This window comes from Psychrobacter sp. Ps1 (genome assembly GCF_022129425.1).
GTDB lineage: Bacteria > Pseudomonadota > Gammaproteobacteria > Pseudomonadales > Moraxellaceae > Psychrobacter.
On sequence record NZ_JADQAN010000015.1, the window covers coordinates 1 to 18,169 of the forward strand.

The 18,169-nt window shown below is 39.8% G+C and carries 17 protein-coding genes and 1 pseudogene; 5 read left to right on the plus strand and 13 right to left on the minus strand.

All coding sequences use genetic code 11. The annotated features are described in order from the left end of the window. Positions 1-204: pseudogene (locus I3249_RS08875) on the plus strand (IS982 family transposase); the annotation flags it as partial. A 30-nt stretch (positions 205-234) separates the two neighbouring features. On the opposite strand, the gene I3249_RS08880 reads toward I3249_RS08875, so the two are convergent. Continuing rightward, positions 235-558, minus strand: coding sequence for a hypothetical protein (locus tag I3249_RS08880; protein WP_238069602.1), 324 nt, complete (start codon positions 556-558; stop codon positions 235-237). Positions 559-625: 67 nt separating this feature from the next. Beyond that, on the minus strand, positions 626-1,087 hold the full coding sequence (gene tusD / locus I3249_RS08885; RefSeq protein ID WP_238069603.1) for a sulfurtransferase complex subunit TusD: 462 nt from the start codon (positions 1,085-1,087) through the stop codon (positions 626-628). A gap of 408 nt (positions 1,088-1,495) precedes the next feature. Between tusD and glnE the strand changes: the two genes are divergently transcribed. From glnE to I3249_RS08905, 4 genes are all read left to right on the plus strand, one after another. Further along, a complete protein-coding gene (gene glnE, locus I3249_RS08890) occupies positions 1,496-4,360 on the plus strand; it encodes a bifunctional [glutamate--ammonia ligase]-adenylyl-L-tyrosine phosphorylase/[glutamate--ammonia-ligase] adenylyltransferase (RefSeq protein ID WP_238069604.1) in 2,865 nt (954 codons plus the stop codon). 363 nt (positions 4,361-4,723) lie between these two features. After that, positions 4,724-5,653: a branched-chain amino acid transaminase gene (locus I3249_RS08895; RefSeq protein ID WP_238069605.1), complete on the plus strand. Its 930-nt coding sequence runs from the start codon at positions 4,724-4,726 to the stop codon at positions 5,651-5,653. Between the two features lie 106 nt (positions 5,654-5,759). Further along, complete coding sequence (locus tag I3249_RS08900) at positions 5,760-6,596, plus strand: glycosyl transferase (protein ID WP_238069606.1); 837 nt, start codon at positions 5,760-5,762, stop codon at positions 6,594-6,596. A gap of 53 nt (positions 6,597-6,649) precedes the next feature. Next, positions 6,650-7,510, plus strand: coding sequence for a glycosyltransferase (locus I3249_RS08905; RefSeq protein WP_173239625.1), 861 nt, complete (start codon positions 6,650-6,652; stop codon positions 7,508-7,510). 87 nt (positions 7,511-7,597) lie between these two features. On the opposite strand, the gene rffA is transcribed toward I3249_RS08905, so the two are convergent. The 11 genes from rffA to I3249_RS08960 form a co-directional block, all read right to left on the minus strand. Continuing rightward, complete coding sequence (gene rffA / locus I3249_RS08910) at positions 7,598-8,728, minus strand: dTDP-4-amino-4,6-dideoxygalactose transaminase (RefSeq protein ID WP_238069607.1); 1,131 nt, start codon at positions 8,726-8,728, stop codon at positions 7,598-7,600. Then, positions 8,715-9,290 carry an acyltransferase gene (locus I3249_RS08915; RefSeq protein WP_238069609.1) on the minus strand — a complete coding sequence of 192 codons (576 nt, stop codon included), beginning with the start codon at positions 9,288-9,290 and terminating at the stop codon, positions 8,715-8,717. Before I3249_RS08915 ends, rffA begins: the two co-directional genes overlap by 14 nt. Position 9,291: 1 nt before the next feature. Beyond that, positions 9,292-10,329, minus strand: coding sequence for a TDP-N-acetylfucosamine:lipid II N-acetylfucosaminyltransferase (locus I3249_RS08920; RefSeq protein ID WP_238069611.1), 1,038 nt, complete (start codon positions 10,327-10,329; stop codon positions 9,292-9,294). Further along, positions 10,329-11,201 carry a glucose-1-phosphate thymidylyltransferase RfbA gene (gene rfbA, locus I3249_RS08925; RefSeq protein WP_238069613.1) on the minus strand — a complete coding sequence of 291 codons (873 nt, stop codon included), beginning with the start codon at positions 11,199-11,201 and terminating at the stop codon, positions 10,329-10,331. The genes I3249_RS08920 and rfbA overlap by 1 nt, the downstream gene beginning before the upstream one ends. Continuing rightward, positions 11,201-12,259, minus strand: coding sequence for a dTDP-glucose 4,6-dehydratase (gene rfbB / locus I3249_RS08930; protein WP_173239630.1), 1,059 nt, complete (start codon positions 12,257-12,259; stop codon positions 11,201-11,203). The genes rfbA and rfbB overlap by 1 nt, the downstream gene beginning before the upstream one ends. A 95-nt stretch (positions 12,260-12,354) precedes the next feature. After that, positions 12,355-12,951 (minus strand): putative nucleotide-diphospho-sugar transferase, encoded by a 597-nt coding sequence (locus I3249_RS08935; RefSeq protein WP_238069615.1) that lies wholly within the window; start codon positions 12,949-12,951, stop codon positions 12,355-12,357. A 155-nt stretch (positions 12,952-13,106) separates the two neighbouring features. Further along, positions 13,107-13,865 carry a hypothetical protein gene (locus tag I3249_RS08940; protein WP_238069616.1) on the minus strand — a complete coding sequence of 253 codons (759 nt, stop codon included), beginning with the start codon at positions 13,863-13,865 and terminating at the stop codon, positions 13,107-13,109. A 33-nt stretch (positions 13,866-13,898) separates the two neighbouring features. Then, the gene (locus I3249_RS08945) at positions 13,899-14,747 is read right to left on the minus strand and encodes a hypothetical protein (protein WP_238069617.1); all 849 of its coding nucleotides are present in this window, start codon (positions 14,745-14,747) and stop codon (positions 13,899-13,901) included. Between the two features lie 99 nt (positions 14,748-14,846). Beyond that, positions 14,847-16,016 (minus strand): nucleotide sugar dehydrogenase, encoded by a 1,170-nt coding sequence (locus I3249_RS08950; RefSeq protein ID WP_173239634.1) that lies wholly within the window; start codon positions 16,014-16,016, stop codon positions 14,847-14,849. An 88-nt stretch (positions 16,017-16,104) separates the two neighbouring features. Continuing rightward, positions 16,105-16,905 carry a glycosyltransferase gene (locus I3249_RS08955; RefSeq protein WP_238069618.1) on the minus strand — a complete coding sequence of 267 codons (801 nt, stop codon included), beginning with the start codon at positions 16,903-16,905 and terminating at the stop codon, positions 16,105-16,107. A 149-nt stretch (positions 16,906-17,054) separates the two neighbouring features. Next, entirely contained in the window at positions 17,055-18,116 is a 1,062-nt protein-coding gene (locus tag I3249_RS08960) for a lysophospholipid acyltransferase family protein (RefSeq protein WP_238069619.1), read from the minus strand. Positions 18,117-18,169: the final 53 nt, after the last annotated feature.

Consider the following 18,169-nt stretch of genomic DNA (forward strand, 5'->3'; position numbering starts at 1 on the left):
CGGCTAATGAAAGCCCGCCGTATCGTTGAAACAGTCATTGGTCAGCTATCAGAACGATTTAATATACAAAGGGTACGAGCAAGAGATTTATGGCATTTGTCTCATCGATTGATTCGTAAGATTCTTTCACACAATCTGTGCTTTGTACTCAACAAAAAACTTGGTAATCCGCCTCTTCAGTTTGATTTGCTTATTTCAAGTTGAGAGTGGGGTTAATATAAGTAATATAGCGATTTAAAAGGTAAGTATCTGCTCAAAGTCTTGCGAATTGATGACCTCCGGCACGAGTGTGAGCTGTGATGCCAGATCAGTCGGCAACATACCAGTGACCCAGCCACTAAAGACGTCATCAGGTAGCCAAGCTGCGGCCATATCGTAAAGCTCAAGTGACTGAATCATGCCATGTAGCCGCGAGTCAGATTGCATCAATAAGCCAAAGACAGGCGCATCTAAGAACAATTGCACCTCATGACCAAATGTCGCTAAAGTTAGCGCAAGCGCACAACCTTCGTAGCTTGCTGCTTCAGTGGGCGTGTGCAGCTGAATTAATAATCTCATTATGTATTCCTAAAAATAGTTACCGCTACCAGTGATCTCAATAGACAAACCATCAAACGACACGCTATCAAAACTGTATCAAACGACAGTTATCCTGCATCATCATCGCAAGCTCACTGAGTCCCACTAACGTAAATCCTGTCGCAAGATTGGCACCGTCAAGCTGATGGCGTGAGCTGTTGTCTACATCACTCACACCGCGGCTAAGGGCTGTACTGACACAGACAGGCAGAGGTAAATTATACTGCTCAGCCAAAGACTGCCATTCTTTGGTCAAGTCTAATTGATCGGCTGACTGCCAACGCAATCGATTGGCTATGTGCGCCGAGTCGCCATAAAAGAAGACGTTGAGCAGGGGTTGTTCAGAGGTAGCATTATCGCTGCTGCCTATGCTATTAGTGTCAGTATTATCAACATCATGACTATTCGCTGCGCTATTCAGGTAAGTGCGTGCATAGCGTAACGCCAAGTGTGCCAATGGGTGACTAGGGTCAGCAGTAATCAGTAGTAACGGGGTAGTGGTCGTCATAAGGCGCGGTATCACATATTATAAATAAGAGTTTAAAAATTATGGCCGAGTTGCTATAAATACTTTGTATAAAGTCATTTGGTCGTTATTATTATAGTGCTTGTGTGCAAATTTGCGTGACAGAAAACAGAATTTATACTGATAATGAGACATGCAGCGGATCATACTGTCACATCAAACAGCGTTATGTCATAAAAGAGCGGCGCGTCGTCTCTATCAAAGATGTTTATGCTAACATAAAGCGCCGCAAACCAAGTAGAGTCACTGTTATTTAACGTGGTTTTATCTCAAGTGTAGGCACATTGAGTATTATTATTTGATGCTGTGACTGCCTCGTAAGAAAAAACAATAAACTTATGAGCTAGGTTCACGTAGTCTTACCATTCTATGTAAGGAGTTTTTGTCACTATGTTACCTGCTATGCCCTCACGTGTGAACAATGGTACAGATTATCAGCCTACCGTAGAACAACTGCAAGTCCTGCAGACAGCGAGCGAATTTGCTTATCAGATTTGGGAGAGTCGGACCGTCTCATGTCAGACGTTTTTGCGTAGCTATCCATTGAATAGTACGCTGACCCGTCAGCAAATCGATGATCTGATACAAGATTATACGCTAGATGAGAACTATCAACTTGCTGATGAAACCAAGGTCATGAGTGGTTTGCGTCACTTGCGCACGCTACTAATGATGCGCTGGATTTGGCAAGATGCCTTGCAAACGATCAGTCTGGAGCAGCTGACCGATGAGTTGTCTGAGTTTGCAGATGGCTGTATCTCTTTTGCTAAAGATCATACTTGTCAGCACTTGGTTGCTAAATATGGCGAGCCGACCTTTATCAATGAACAAGGCAATGTACAGATTGATGATATGGCAATCATGGCCATGGGTAAGCTTGGTGCGCAAGAGCTGAATTTATCAAGTGATATTGATCTAATCTTTATACATCAAGCGCGCGGCGAGACCAATGGCAATAAAGCAAAAGGCACACGTAGCATAGATAACAAACGCTTTATGACCAGATTGGGCCAAGGCATTATTAAACTGCTTGATAACAAGACCGCTGACGGTTTTGTCTTTCGAGTAGATATGCGCTTACGTCCATGGGGTGATGGAAGTGATTTGGCCATCCATCTCTCAGCATTACAAAAGTACTTTACGATGCATGGGCGTGCATGGGAGCGTTTTGCTTGGTTAAAAGCACGCGTGGTCGGACAAATAGACCAGCCATTCTATGAAGAGATACAATTCCTGATTAAGCCATTTGTCTTTCGTTATTACGTGGACTACAGTGCGTTTTCAGCATTGAGAGAGATGAAGTCTCTTATTCAAAACCAAGTTGCACAGCGTGAAGACTTGGATAATATCAAGCTTGGCGCGGGCGGCATTAGAGATATTGAGTTTATCGTACAGGCCTTTCAGCTGATCTATGGTGGTCGGCATCCTCAGCTGCAAATCAAACCTTGCTTGCAAGCGATGCAAGTATTGTGTGAGCTTGGCTATCTGGAGCACTCAACTTATGAGCAGCTACAGGCAGCGTATCGGTTCTTACGCCGGCTTGAGCATGCTATTCAAGCGATTAATGATCAGCAGACCCAGCGCTTACCACACGATGAGCAATGGCAGCATAATCTAGCAGTGACGCTGAATTTTGAAAACTGGCATGCCTTATTAGATCAGCTTAATCGTCATCGCGAAAGTGTCAATGTGCCGTTTGAGCGTATGGTCACTGAGCGCCAAGTACCTGACAACGAAGACACCGACCTAGAACCAGAGCATTTAGATGAGCAAATTGCCCGTTTAAAAGAAGTGCTGACAGAAGAAAATCGCGAGTTACTACAGAACTTTTGGCAATCAAAAATGGTGGCTAACTTAAGTGATGAGGCCAGAGAGCGTTTAGACGACGCATATCCTGTCATTGTCCATGCGTTGTTAGCGCATCAAGAACAGCAGCAACTTGCCAATACTGCTTTACCAAGATTGATCTCACTGCTTGAAGCGATTTGCCGCCGTTCTATCTACTTGGTCATGATTGCTGAAAACCCCAATGCAACGATTGAGCTGATTCCAATGCTATCTGCCAGCCCGTGGATCGCAAAAGAGTTGGCTCAGTATCCTGTATTATTAGACACATTTTTGCAGCAGCGTTATCGCCATCTGCCAGATAAACGTGAGCTGCGTGATATCTTGCGCCAACAGTTGCTACGCGTCGAGCCTAACGATGAGGAAGAGCTGTTAAGCGTCCTACGTCTGTTCAAAAAGAATCAGGTGTTGGCGGTTGCTGCTAGTGATGTATTGGCTGAACGCCCGATTATGAAAGTATCGGATTCATTGACTTATATCGCTGAAGTCGTACTAGAAGCAGCATTAGAGCGCGCTTTTGCAGAGATTGTTAATCGTTATGGGTATCCTATTGGCCAAGATGGCGACCCAGTCACTGAAGCGGACTGCGGCTTTGCAATTATCGGTTATGGCAAGCTTGGTGGCTTAGAGCTATCGTATTCTTCAGATTTGGACTTGGTATTCTTACACAAGATAAAAGAGCAAGGCATGACCACTGGTGAAAAATCAGTCAGTGGTATGAAGTTTGCCGCGCGTCTTGTACAAAAACTGATGAATTATCTCAATACTCAAACACGTGATGGCCGTGCCTATGAGATTGATATGCGTCTACGACCTTCAGGAAATGCTGGCATGATGGTAGTGTCTTGTCATGCGTTTGAAACCTATCAAATGGATAAAGCATGGTCATGGGAGCATCAAGCGTTGGTACGTGCTCGTGCGATTTGTGGAGACAGACGAGTCACTGCACGCTTCTGTGATATTCGCCGCGATGTCTTGTCGTTGCCACGGACACTGGATCAAGTACGTAGTGAAGTTACTAGCATGCGTATCAAAATGCAAAAGCATCTAGGCACGAGCCAATGGCAGCAGGAAGCGGGCAAATTTCATCTTAAGCAAGATGCAGGCGGTATTGTAGACATTGAGTTCTTAGCACAGTTTGCCGTATTGGCCTACTCGCATGAATATCCGAGTTTGACCAAATGGAGCGATAATGTGAGAATCTTCGCAGAAGTTGCTTTGCTTGGTATTTGGAATGACCAAGTCTGTCAGGATTTGACCGATGCCTATCTAAGAATACGTGCTGCCACGCATCAGTTGGCACTATCAGAGCAGTCTTTGCTCGTTGATGAGTCATTGTGGCAGGAGACGCGAGCGTTAGTACAGTCACAGTGGCAGCATCTCATGGGCGTAGAGACAGACGACGAGTAATATCGAAACTTGTATGATTAAGGCCTTGCCGATAGTCCAAGAGACGCTTAAACTGTAATGCTTTTCTGTGAGTAGAAACTATGAATAAAAGCTATCAACAAAAACTATGGATAGAATTGGTAGCTAGGAACGATATAATTAAAAACCATATAGTGCCAAACCAAAAGATTTCATTTGCCAAGACGGCCAGTGATATAATCGGTCACACATCATCATAACACTGTCAGTCGTTCGTCATAATGAAGCTGTTGTTTAGGCAATAAAAATTGACGCTACGGTGTTATCATACGATGTTGATCAATACTGTTAAATAAAACCTACCTAAAAAAAGTTAGACGTCAGTGCTAGCATAAGGACAATAAAATGAATATGGCAACACAAGATGGTAAGCTTTGGATGAATGGCACGATGATCGAACAGCCAGATGCTAAAGTTCATGTGCTTACACATAGCTTGCATTACGGTATGGCTGTGTTTGAAGGCGTACGCGCTTATCAAACAGCGGATAATCGTACTGCTATTTTCCGCTTAAAAGAACACACCGAGCGTCTACTTGGCTCAGCCAAAATCTTCCAAATGGACGTACCTTTTGATGCTGCCACTTTAGAGCAAGCACATAAGGATGTGGTCAAGCAAAACAACTTGGCAGAAGCTTATATTCGTCCGCTCATCTGGGTGGGTGCAGAAAAACTTGGCTTGTCTTCACGTGATAATAGCATCAATGCAATGGTTGCTGCTTGGCATTGGGGTGCTTATCTTGGTGAAGAAGGCATCAAAAACGGTATCCGTGTAAAAACGTCATCTTATACGCATCACATGCCAAACGTGACTATGTGTAAGGCTAAAGCCTCTAGTAACTATCCTGTATCTATCATGGCCAACCAAGAAGTGACGCGTAATGGCTATGACGAAGCTATCTTAATGGATCCACAAGGGTTTGTATGTCAGGGTGCGGGCGAGAACTTATTTTTGGTAAAAAATGGTGAGCTACATACGCCAGACCTATCAGGTGGTGCATTAGACGGTATCACCCGTCGTACTATCTTGCAGTTCGCAGCTGACCTAGGTATCAATGTCATCGAACGCCGTATCACTCGTGATGAGTTTTACTTAGCTGACGAGATATTTATGACAGGTACTGCTGCTGAAGTGACGCCTATTCGTGAATATGACGATCGCATCATCGGTAATGGTGGCCGCGGTCCATTGACTGAAAAACTACAGACCTTATACTTTGATGTGGTTCATGGTCGTAATGAGAAATATATGGACTGGTTAAGTTTTATCGACTGATAATAAAGTTACTTTAAAGACCAAAAAGGCGGAACATAATTGTTCAGTCTTTTTTTTGTGCTAATATAGCCATCATATTTATTCATACGATCAAAGTGAGCAGTCAATGCCAATAGATTCTAGTACAGCCGATAATAAAAACCTCAAACAAATTATTTGTATTAAATGGGGTACAAAATACGGTGCTCATTATGCCAATAAGCTATACGGCATGGTTTCTCGAAATATTACGCCACCGTTTCGTTTTATCTGCTTTACAGATGACCCTACCGATGTCAGACCTGAAGTTGAATGTCAGGAATTACCGCTATTAGATGTGACTATGCCCACTAATACGTTAGGCAAGTGGCCCAAGTCTCGTTTGTGGGGTGAGAAGCTAGGTGATGTCACAGGTGTTGTTTTGTTCTTAGATTTGGATGTGGTGATAGTCGATAGTCTTGATCCATTCTTTGAGTATGGTGTGCCAGATGACGTTATCTTGTCATACAATCCAAGTAATCCTTTAGAGAAACTTGGACAGACCTCATGCTTTAGATTTCAAGTGGGTTCAATGGTTTCTTTACAAGAGAAATTTAAGGCAGATCCGCAAGGTATTGCTGATAAATATCGTTTTGAACAACGCTTTGTGACTCGTAATGTGCCGGGGGGTGTAAAGATATTTCCAAAAAAGTGGGTCGCTCATTTTAGACGTAAATGTCGCCAACCTTTCCCTCTAAACTATTTTATCCCACCTAAAATCCCTAAAGGTGCCAGAATAGTTATTTTCCCAGGTGGTTTGTATCCGACAAATGCTATCAATGGACAATATACCTCTAAATCTGCTGATAATGCTGCTGACCATTTAAGACAGCTAAAAGACTCTAAAAACCTTAAGCATCCAATACGTCATTTACGTCACTTTATATTGCCAGTAGGTTGGGTTAAAGAGAACTGGAAAGAATAAAAAATTATTGGTACTGATAAACTGTACAACATCCACATATGGCTGGAGAACCTATGAGTAATGAAATTGTAAAAGTGTTTGTTGGCTGCGATCCTAACAATAGTGATCTAGAGCAGATGATGGTGCTAGATCACAGTATAAAAAAGCACACGAGTATGGCGGTTGAAATCGTATGGATGCAGCTTTCTCGTGATCCTGACAGCTTTTGGTATTCGAACCCAGAAAAGGGCGAGGGATGGGATACTCGAAAATGGGCAACGCCTTTTTCGGGGTTCCGCTGGGCAATCCCTGAGTATTGTGATTTTAAAGGCCGTGCAATCTATATGGATGCCGATATGGTTGTGCTTAGCGACTTAAAAGAACTGTGGAATCACCCTATCCAAGGTGAGGGTGTAGTCGCGGCTAAAACAAAGGATGCCATTGCCCGTCTTTGTACTTGCGTATGGGATTGCCAAAAATCTCAGAAGGTTTTAACGCCTGTCAGTCAGTTAAAAGCTGATCCAGAAGGGCATAACAAGCTGATGAAACAGTTTAAAGAGCATCCAGAGCTAATCACTCCTTATATAGATAGTTATAACTGTATCGATGGTGAGGATTTAGAGATTAAAGATATAAAAATCCTTCATTATTCTGATATGGGTACGCAGTTCAGTCACAAATATTCGATACCACGGTTAGAAAAAGAGGGAGCGAAGCATTGGTTTGACGGAAAAATCATGCCTCATCCAAGACAAGAACTTAGCGACTTATTTGATGCCTATTATCAAGAAGCTATAGATGCAGGTTATAGTTTAGAAAACTATCGTGTAGAGCCGTTTGGTGTAATACCTAAGAAGTCACATAAGCGTTATAAGGGTAATAAGATAACGCGTCCATTGAAGAGTGGGTTGTTATCAAAGATTTTTAAGAGATAGAGTATAAATAATTCTATATAAAAACCCGCTTTTTTAATAAATAGAGCGGGTTTTTAATTTCAGATTAGTGCAAAAAAAGATAGTTATTTAAGAGTAGAAATCAAGAATCGCTTGTATAACGTTTTTCTGCTCATTACGAGTCATACCATAATAAATTGGTAATCTAAGTAGTCTTTCACTGTGACTGGTTGTATAAGTATCTTCTCCATGCAGCCTACCACTTTTTTCTCCAGCTACTGACGTATGCAAAGGTATGTAGTGAAAGACAGCAAGTATGCCGCAGTCCTTTAAATGACTTATTAAGTCAGAGCGCGTCTGCATGTCACATACTTTAATATAAAACATATGAGCATTATGTTGACAGCCGCTTGGTATAGTAGCTAGTTCAATTTTACCTTTAGACTCAAGCATCTTAAGGTTTTCGAAGTAATAAGACCAGGAGTCTAGACGATTATTGTTTATCTCATTAGCTTTTTCAAGCTGTCCCCAAAGATAGGCGGCTTGAATATCACTGGGCAGATAACTACTGCCAATATCAACCCACGAGTACTTATCTACCATACCTCTAAAAAACTGACTTCGGTTGGTGCCTTTTTCTCTAATTATCTCGGCTCTTTCTTTAAACTGATCATCATTAATAATTAATAAGCCACCTTCGCCACCGCTTGTATAGTTCTTAGTCTCATGAAAACTATAAGTGCCTATATGTCCAATAGTTCCTAAAGCCTGACCTTTATAAGTACTCATCATGCCTTGGGCAGCATCTTCTATAACATAGATATTATGGCGGTTTGCTAGTTCCATAATAGTGTCCATCTCACAAGCAACACCTGCATAGTGAACAGGAACAATAGCCTTGGTTCTAGAAGTGATGGCTGATTCTATTTTAGATTCATCGATATTCATCGTATCAGGACGGACATCAACAAAAACCACTTTCGCTCCACGTAAGACAAAAGCATTTGCCGTGCTAACAAAGGTGTAGCTAGGCATAATCACTTCATCACCTGGCTGGATGTCTATCAAGAGGGCAGCCATTTCTAATGCAGCTGTGCAAGAAGGGGTAAGTAGCGCTTTTTTACAAGAAAGTTCTTTTTCAAACCAAGAGTGACAGCGCTTAGTAAAGTCCCCATCACCAGACATTTTCTCACTGCGCATGGCTTGTAAAACGTACTGGTCTTCATTACCAGTATATGGGGGTTTATTAAATGGAATCATTAATACTTTCTTCTTCTAAAAATGTCTTTTCTAATAGTAGTAAGTCCTGCTTTCTATCTTTAACTCTTCTAGCAGGGTTTCCTACGTATATACCCCATGCTTCAGTGCTTTTAGTGACCAGCGTCATAGCACCAATTGAGCAGCCTTCAGCAATAGTGACACCAGGCATAATAATACTACCAGCACCCACAATTACTTGACGTTTAAGAGTTACCTTCTCCATTTTCTCATTCTTATATTTTTTTGGAATGAGAGAGTTTACCATTGTCTCTCCGCTATAGTCGTCAGACTGTGAAAAAACTTTAACACCATATGCAAGCGTACAAAAGTCCTCAAGTTGAATTCCTTTTATGCCACCTGCTAGTAAGCACATAGGGGTGATATGGCAGTATGAACCAATTTGGATATGTCCAGATATGATACAAAAGTCATCAATTCTTGAGTTATCACCGATTTCAATTTGATCGGCATTATAAATACTAGCTTTATCGCTAATTTTTACATTTTTACCAAGAGACTTAAATCCCATCTCTCTTAATTGCTCAGAGTTTAAATAAGCCATCTTAGAAAAGTTCCGTAAGTTGTTGAATTAAAGTCTCTTTGGAAAAATACTGTTTAACTAATAAAACATTGTTTTCATGGTGACGGTAGTTTATATTATTGAAATCTTGAATATTGTAGATTTTTAAGCCTTTGTCCTTAAATAATCTCCATTGGCTGGTATCATCACGCATATATACTGTTTTTCCCAGGCCTAGTAAAGTAATGATATTACCTAATGCCTGCTGTCTACTGTTATTAAAAATCCCAATATCGACAGAACCTTGAAACTTTAGGTAATCATCAAATGGCATGAAGTCTGTCATTGGATAAAACTTATCGCCGAGCAACTCATTTCCTATTTTAATAACTTTTTTGGCATGATTTTGGTCGCTATAGGAGAGTGGTGTGTATACTCGAAAATCATTGTCTTCAAATCGGGCTAGTTTTTCAATTATCTCTATATGATTGTTTGTACTATTAGCGGAGTTTCCCAGTTGAATGCTAACCTGGCTATTGGCTGACTTTTTAATTTCAACTGATTTGTATATGTTGCTGGTATACATTAAGCACTCTTTGTACTCGCCTTTAGCGCCATACCACTTTCTAGCTAAGTCAATATCACCTTGCATATAGGTAACGAGATAGCCCATATTTTTAATGACAGACCGCCTATATATTTCTCTGACACGCCATCTTCGATTGCGCTTGCCAAACTTGTAAGTGTATAAGTCATTTCCCCATATCACCCAGTAACACTTTTTTAGTAGCCATGGAGATAAAAACAGTAGTTTCACGATGCTAATATCAACCAGACTATGCAGTATTACTTTGTCGGCTTGATGCATCTTTATTAAAATCTGAGAATAATGCTTTAACTTAGACAGTCTTTTTTTGTTAGGAAGTAAGTGTATGTTATCTGATTGAGGTAAGTCTTTTTCAGCCATACCTTTAGACAAATAGAACTCATGGCAATTAAAATCGAAGTTCTCTTTTACCAGCTCTATGAAACTTGGCATAAACTTTTCAGCTGAGCCTATATGTAATATCTTATGACTCATTATTGTGTCACCAGGTCTAATAAATATTGACCATAGCTGTTTTTGCTAAGTGCCTTGCCAATTCTTTCTAAGTCTTCTTTTTTTAGCCAGCCATTGTGATAAGCAATTTCTTCTAAGCAAGCAATCTTGAACCCTTGACGCTTTTCAATGGTTTGCACGAACATCCCAGCCTCAATTAAACTTTCATGAGTGCCTGTGTCTAACCAAGCAAAGCCACGTCTTAGCAGTTCAACCTTTAGATCTCCACGCCGCATATACATTTGATTAATAGTGGTGATTTCAAGCTCACCTCTATCTGAGGGTTTTACCTGTTTAGCAAACTCTATAACATCATTGTCATAAAAGTATAGGCCAGTCACTGCGAAGTTCGACTTAGGGTTGGTAGGCTTTTCTTCTATTGAAATTGCTCTTTTATTGTCATCAAACTCGACCACTCCAAAACGTTCAGGATCTTTCACCTGGTAGCCAAATACAGTAGCCCCAGACTTCTGATTCACCGCATTTCGTAATAAGGGAGTTAGACCGGGTCCATAAAAAATATTATCTCCCAGTACTAAACACACGTTACTGTCGCCGATAAAATCTTCACCAATAATAAATGCTTGTGCTAACCCATCTGGGCTCGGCTGCACTTTGTATGTAATTTCAATGCCTAACTGGCTACCGTCTCCTAACAAGCGCTTAAACCCATCGATATCCTCGGGTGTACTGATAACCAGTATCTCTCGAATGCCTGCTAGCATTAAGACAGATAGTGGATAATAGATCATCGGTTTATCATAGATTGGCAAAAGCTGTTTTGAGACACCTTGAGTGATTGGATAGAGTCGAGTGCCTGAACCACCTGCTAAGATAATTCCTTTAGTAGCCATTAAGTTTTTACTCCCAGTCTTTCGCGTTGATAGCTGCCATCTTGAACACGGCGACACCAATCTAAATTGTTTAAATACCACTCAACTGTTTTACGAATACCACTTTCAAAGCTTTCTACTGGAGTCCAACCCAAATCATTCTTAATCTTGGAGGCATCAATAGCATAACGTAAATCATGCCCAGGACGATCTTCAACAAAAGTAATTAATTCTTCATAAGATTGATTGTTCGATTGAGGCTTTAACTCATCTAAGATGTGGCAAATCGTTTTTACGACTTCAATATTCTGCATTTCATTGTGGCCACCAATATTATAAGTTTCGCCAATAGCTCCTTCAGTCACAACTTTATAAAGTGCTTTTGCATGATCTTCAACATAAAGCCAGTCACGTATTTGGTTACCTTTACCATAGATAGGGAGTGCTTTTCCATCTAATGCGTTCAAGATAACTAGAGGTATCAGTTTTTCTGGAAAGTGGTAAGGGCCATAGTTGTTAGAGCAGTTAGTGATAACAATAGGCAGACCATAGGTTCGATACCAAACACGAACCAAGTGATCTGAACTGGCTTTTGAGGCAGAGTAGGGAGAGCTTGGAGCGTAAGGAGTCAACTCAGTAAATAAATCAGTAGTACCTTCTAAATCCCCATACACTTCATCAGTAGATATGTGATGAAATCTAAATTGAGATTTCTTATGCTGGTCTAAGCTTTGCCAGTACTTCCGACTAGCTTCTAGAAGCGTATATGTACCAACGATATTAGTGTTTATAAATTCAGAAGGGCCATCAATTGAGCGATCAACATGTGACTCAGCAGCAAGATGCATGATTAGATCAGGCTGGAATTCACTAAAGGACTGCTCGATAGCTGCCGCATCACATATATCTATTTTTTGAAAAGTATAGTTGGGATTGCTTTCAACTTCGACCAGTGATTCTAAGTTTCCTGCATAGGTTAATTTATCAATATTTAAAATCTGATGGTCAGTATTCTTGATTAAGTAGCGTATAAGAGCGGACCCGATAAAGCCTGCTCCGCCTGTAATGAGAATATGCATATAATATCTTTTAAAATTTAGTTGATATGAAGTTACGTAATCAGTTGCTGTGCAAGAATTTGCAAGACTAAGCAAAGAAGCTTCTTATCAAGAATCTAATAAATCACAGAATATAGGGCAATACCAATGGTAGCGATAAGAATGACACCCGCTATTCTATTACGACGACGAATTTTCTGACGTCTTAATTTAGTTTGCCCGCGGCTGGCTTGATATTGCTCGATAAATACTTGACCATCATTCTCTCTATCAAAGATTTTAATATAACCAGACGGTAGAGGGGTCACACTTAGATTAGATTGACATTTTATCATTGCTGCATCAAAACTATCTTGATCTACTTGTGTTCTTTTACCAGCCGATTGTTCTTCAATCCATTGATTTATAAACTTTAAAGTTGCTTCAGTATTTTTAAAGAAGAGAGTGCCTGTGAGGTAATCATGTGACATACCTTTTTTACCTTTAGCTACATAAACTGATATATCTGTTTCAATTGTATCAAAATAGTCTAAAGGTGCCTTAACTAATGCATCTGCATCTAAATACACAATGTTCATGTTGGGATAAAGCTTTAAGTATTCTAATATAAAGTAAGGCTTTATACGTGTGTTTGCTTCCCAATATCCAGCATCTTCAACTTGGCTCAAATGATAGTTAAGACCAAATAGAACTAAAGATTCTTTTAGTCGCATCGCGTGTTCTTTGTAACTTGCTGTGAAATAGCAGCACACGACAAAGCTTTTGTTTTCATCAATATTTGTATCAACATTATTCTGTATAAGAGGGTTCATAGTGTTTTCAAAATTATATTGGTTGTAAATTAATAAGAGGTATTGTTTGAAATTAACTAACGCCACCATTTGGATTTTTCGTCTTTATGCAGACTTTTTACTAAACTAAATGCTGTGTTTTCTGTTTGTAGCTGATTAAAAACATATAATAATATAGTGGTAGCTAATAAATCCTTATCTTTAAATTTCTCATAACGATTACGCATATTCTTCAATGTATCATCAGCACCAATGCGGAAGTATGTTAACCCATTATATAAGGTTAAATGCTCGGCATATAGAGCATTTATGTTTTCCTGATGGGTGGTCTTTATGTCTTTCAATCCGCACAAGTATGTTTGCGTTTCATATACTTTAAGTGTATTTACTAGTGTAGCCACATTGAGCAAAATCGCAGAGCGTAGAGGATCCGTTGAATGATCGACAAAAGTATCGCACGCAGATACTATCCAGCGTAAAGATAGACTATTCAATAAAAAATCAGACTCAGCCTGCCATAGCCTTTCAAACTCTTTAAAAGTTTCTTGCAGTTTGTATCCACGGCGTAAAAGAATAATTAATGTGGCATGATAAAAACAGATTTCTGGCTGATTAATAAACTCTGCTTTGACCTTATTAAGATGATCAGATAGGTTTTTTAAACGCGGTTTGTGAGCATTTTCTACCCATTCAACTTCGTTTTCTGTTAGGGTTTTGGTTTTCATATCTGCATAGGATTTATTGGAGTAACTCGATAGAGCTTCACTGGCACCCAACTTTTTTTCACTAGCAAATAGTAGAACTGCTTTTCTTTTCCATCCAGATAACTCTTTCATTGAGCCATCACTCCTTTTGTTTATTTGAAAGTTCTATATGTTTCTAAATAAACCCTTAGATACAGGAGATTTATTAGTAACTTTAACCCCATGCTGATTATACACTTTACCCATCAAGTCAAATGAGGGTACTATACGATCGGTGATGGCCTTATCAAGTTTACAAGGGGCAGCATCATCTTTACTTTCATAAAATCTAGGCTGGCTGCTATTAATTAAGTCGATGCCGTATAAGTTAATGTGTTTGGCTCCCAAAGTATAAGCCAATTGGGCGGCGACAAAAGCTACCGTACCAGCTTCAACGAAGCCATTTTCTATATTTAAAGAAACGCCAATAGGTTTAGGGTAGCTTGTAGAGTCGATTACAAAGTCTAGATGGTCTTTAAACTTATCCAAAGAAAGTTTTTTCTTAGCTACTTTATTCAGTATAGGTAGAGACTTTAAAAAGATAGATTTATTATTAACAAGTAACGGTCTATCTACAGGGTAGATGATGTTAATAGAGTCGTGATATTTTTCTATGAGTTCAGGTAAGCTCTCTGCAAGCGCATGTAGAACTGGCTTAGTGATGAACAAGGGTTGACCAGAATATATATTCTCTATGATTTTAGCATTATGTTTAATGAATCTATCATCACTAATCACATAGCCAATTATTTTAGCAAAGTTAAAATTTTCGAGTAGCCTAATACTGCCATTAACAAAAATAGTAGGGCTATCTAGAAAATCCTTGTCATAATTCATATTACTTATTGAAGGACCAGAGGCTATTATATTGACAGACAAATTCTTATAGCTAACTAAATCTTTTTTCTGTGTAAATCTGACAATAGAATATGAATTATTAAAGGCTTTAATTTCAACATACTTTGGAGGTTTCATAAGATAGACTTTTATTCACAGTTTGGCAATAAAATATATTGTTTAGTATATATAAAAGCATTAAGTATAATTATAGTTCCAGTCTACTTTTTAATAAAACTATTGATCGTTACCAAATAAATCTCTGGTAAATACTTTATCAGCCACGTCATTTAGCTCATCTGCCCTACGGTTAGCGACAATGATATCACTGATAGACTTAAATTCTTCTAGATCCCGAATGACTCTTGAGTTGTAAAATAGATCTTCTTGTAAAGCGGGCTCATATACAACTACCTCAATTCCCTTGGCCTTGATTCGCTTCATCACACCTTGAATAGATGAAGCTCTAAAATTATCTGAGCCACTTTTCATTGTCAATCTATGTACACCGACGATCTTAGGGTTTTTAGAAATTATAGTATTGGCTATAAAGTCTTTACGAGTCTTATTAGAGTCAACAATAGCTTTAATTAGATTGCTTGGAACTTCATCGTAATTGGCCAATAACTGCTTGGTATCTTTTGGTAGGCAGTAGCCACCATAACCAAATGAGGGGTTGTTGTAATGACTACCAATACGTGGGTCTAGCCCTACACCTTCAATAATTTGTCTGGTATCAAGTCCGTAAGTTTGAGCATAAGTATCGAGTTCGTTAAAGTAAGCCACACGCATTGCGAGATAGGTATTTGAAAACAGCTTAATAGCTTCCGCCTCAGTTGATTCAGTATAAAGAATAGGAACATCTTTTTTAATAGCACCTTCAAGCAATAGCGTAGCAAATTGCTTAGCTTTTTCTAGCTGACCACCGATAATAATTCGAGAAGGGTAGAGGTTATCATGTAGAGCTTGACCCTCTCTCAAAAATTCAGGTGAAAATATAATGTTTTTTGTAGATAGACGATCTTTTAGATTTTCGGTGAATCCAACAGGAACCGTAGATTTAATAACGATTAATGCATTTTTATTGACTGCGAGCACCTCATCGATAACTGATTCAACACTTTTGGTGTTAAAAAAATTTGTCTCAGGGTCATAATCGGTTGGAGTAGCAATAATTATGATATCAGCATGTTTATATGCTACTTTTGCCTCTAAAGTTGCATTAAAGTTAATGCTTTTATTGGCTAAGAAGTCTTCAATATCTTTATCTTCAAGAGGTGATTGCTTGAGGTTAAGCAGGTCAGCTCTTTCAGGAACAATATCAACAGCTATGACCTCGTTATGTTGTGCAAGCAACATAGCGTTAGATAATCCGACATAACCTGTACCTACTACGGTGATATTCATGAAGAGTCCAATGTTATAGGTGGTTGATTGTTTTCAAGAAGTTATGACTTAACCTGCAGCATCTATTGGCATAGTTTCTTATTTTAACTCATTGCCAATGCTCCTTCAACCATGGGCTTGGCTTCACATGTCGATACCATTTACCGCCACTACCAGCAATTGCATCGGGCGGGTTAATCTCACCATGGAAGATAACGATTTTTGCATCATCCGGCAGAGTAGGTGTGCGTACAAAGTTAAAAGGAATCGGCGCAATACATTGATACTTAAAGCTGACACACCATGTTTTATCCCAATACTCTAGGTGATGATGCTCACGCAAATAGTTAGAGAGATAGGCCTGCTCGTGACGTACTTGGGTGCGAATGGTTTCAAAGTTTCGCTCAAAATTGGACAGCAAATCAGGATAGGTATTCATGCCAATATTAAAGCGATAGACAGAGCTGTTGCCAATCATGCGCCAAGGTTTTTTCCAGTCGCGAATGATGACGACGCTGTCTTCATGTTCTGCTTGGTAAGTGAAAAACGCATCGATATTATCGACAATGACGATATCGATATCTAAAAATAGCGCCACACCTTTTAAATCATACAGCTCAGGCTTAAAGGTAGTCAGTTTTTTCCAACCACGTTCAGGACCTGCTGGTAAATCCATGTCAGGTATCGGATAGCAGGCAATCGTAGGGTCAATACCTGTGCTGTCATCGGTCAAGCAAACCATTTTAAAATCCAAGGTTAGATGTCGACTAACCATGTTGTAGAGACGATTGACATATTCAGGACCATATTTGTCGCCCCATTTCATACAGATGATATAACGCTGTTCAGCAGCATTTGTACTGGTTTGCTTAGGGCCTATAGATGAGGTCTTAGTTACGTCAGATGTCATAATGCACTCGTATTGAGATAATAGTCAGATAAATGAAGGACTAATAAAAATAAAAAAATATAGAGTTCAGCCAATATTAGCATAGCTGTGACTGATGGTACGTCTAAACTGATGGTATGTATAAATAGGCAACGTTAGGTTGGTGATGACTAATGATTGTCGAGCTTAGTGTTATCGCTTTTAACAGTACTATCGATTTTAACGTTGTTGCTTTTAACGTTGTCGATTTTAACGTTGTCGATTTTAACGTTGTTATTTCGAACGCTATCGTTGATATTACTATCAGAGCGACTAGAAACGTTAGAATGGTGAGATTGAATAAAGGCTGCTAAAGTCTCTTTATCTTTTCGGTAAGGATTGCCTAAGTTTGGAATACGCTTAAAACGTCGATAGCCCCACATATAATGACTGTAGTTGTCTGTAATCATACGCTCCATGGCCTGATTGAGAGCATGAGTTGCCACTTCAGCATTACGGTCATACAAGGATGGATCGTTGAGTTTGTAGCAGTAAATATCAAAACCGCGTCCATCGGTACGGCGAATACAAGATAAGCCAACCAGCGCACATTTGGTCTTGCTCGCCAATTTTGAGGCAAGGGTACTGGTCAATGTTTTGATACCAAAGAACGGAACAACAACACCGCCTGATGGCTCTGGAACGTGATCTGGCAATACAATACTAAAACCACCTTGCTTGAGCGTCTTAAACACGGCTTTAACGCCGCTACCATCAGTAGGGACTAAAGTCGCGTTGAGTCGGGCTCGACCTTGAAGGATAAACTCATTAGCGAATTTGCCGTCAACTGGCTTATACATAATAGTTGGCGCACCAAACTGGTTGAGCCAAGCATTCATCATCTCCCAAGTGCCGAGATGCGGTACGATAGCAAGCATGCCATTTGGATTGGCAAGACCTTCTAAAAGAATGTCTTTATTATGGACATCACGAATCTGAGCGATACTCCACTCAGGTGGCATCGCCCAGCTTTTTATAGATTCAATACTGGTCAGACATTGATGATAAATAATGTCTTTGGTCAATGCACGCTTTTGCTGCTCAGACAGTGTATAAGTAATCAGCGCCATATTGATCTGAATGGTACGCATGATACTTAGACTGGGTATCTTAATGATAACCCAAGCGGCAAAACGTGCCAGCATCTGCAGTACAGACAATGGCACGACTTTGAAAATATGATACGGATTCATGACCACTCACATGGTAATGAATCACGTAACAAGCACTGTAGACAGCAACCGCG

What these genes read in the sequence shown, in the direction of transcription:
- I3249_RS08880 (WP_238069602.1), bottom strand. Translation starts at nt 558, where the DNA reads ATGAGATTATTAATTCAGCTGCACACGCCCACTGAAGCAGCAAGCTAC.
- tusD (WP_238069603.1), bottom strand. Translation starts at nt 1,087, where the DNA reads ATGACGACCACTACCCCGTTACTACTGATTACTGCTGACCCTAGTCAC.
- glnE (WP_238069604.1), top strand. Translation starts at nt 1,496, where the DNA reads ATGTTACCTGCTATGCCCTCACGTGTGAACAATGGTACAGATTATCAG.
- I3249_RS08895 (WP_238069605.1), top strand. Translation starts at nt 4,724, where the DNA reads ATGAATATGGCAACACAAGATGGTAAGCTTTGGATGAATGGCACGATG.
- I3249_RS08900 (WP_238069606.1), top strand. Translation starts at nt 5,760, where the DNA reads ATGCCAATAGATTCTAGTACAGCCGATAATAAAAACCTCAAACAAATT.
- I3249_RS08905 (WP_173239625.1), top strand. Translation starts at nt 6,650, where the DNA reads ATGAGTAATGAAATTGTAAAAGTGTTTGTTGGCTGCGATCCTAACAAT.
- rffA (WP_238069607.1), bottom strand. Translation starts at nt 8,728, where the DNA reads ATGATTCCATTTAATAAACCCCCATATACTGGTAATGAAGACCAGTAC.
- I3249_RS08915 (WP_238069609.1), bottom strand. Translation starts at nt 9,290, where the DNA reads ATGGCTTATTTAAACTCTGAGCAATTAAGAGAGATGGGATTTAAGTCT.
- I3249_RS08920 (WP_238069611.1), bottom strand. Translation starts at nt 10,329, where the DNA reads ATGAGTCATAAGATATTACATATAGGCTCAGCTGAAAAGTTTATGCCA.
- rfbA (WP_238069613.1), bottom strand. Translation starts at nt 11,201, where the DNA reads ATGGCTACTAAAGGAATTATCTTAGCAGGTGGTTCAGGCACTCGACTC.
- rfbB (WP_173239630.1), bottom strand. Translation starts at nt 12,259, where the DNA reads ATGCATATTCTCATTACAGGCGGAGCAGGCTTTATCGGGTCCGCTCTT.
- I3249_RS08935 (WP_238069615.1), bottom strand. Translation starts at nt 12,951, where the DNA reads ATGCGACTAAAAGAATCTTTAGTTCTATTTGGTCTTAACTATCATTTG.
- I3249_RS08940 (WP_238069616.1), bottom strand. Translation starts at nt 13,865, where the DNA reads ATGAAAGAGTTATCTGGATGGAAAAGAAAAGCAGTTCTACTATTTGCT.
- I3249_RS08945 (WP_238069617.1), bottom strand. Translation starts at nt 14,747, where the DNA reads ATGAAACCTCCAAAGTATGTTGAAATTAAAGCCTTTAATAATTCATAT.
- I3249_RS08950 (WP_173239634.1), bottom strand. Translation starts at nt 16,016, where the DNA reads ATGAATATCACCGTAGTAGGTACAGGTTATGTCGGATTATCTAACGCT.
- I3249_RS08955 (WP_238069618.1), bottom strand. Translation starts at nt 16,905, where the DNA reads ATGACATCTGACGTAACTAAGACCTCATCTATAGGCCCTAAGCAAACC.
- I3249_RS08960 (WP_238069619.1), bottom strand. Translation starts at nt 18,116, where the DNA reads ATGAATCCGTATCATATTTTCAAAGTCGTGCCATTGTCTGTACTGCAG.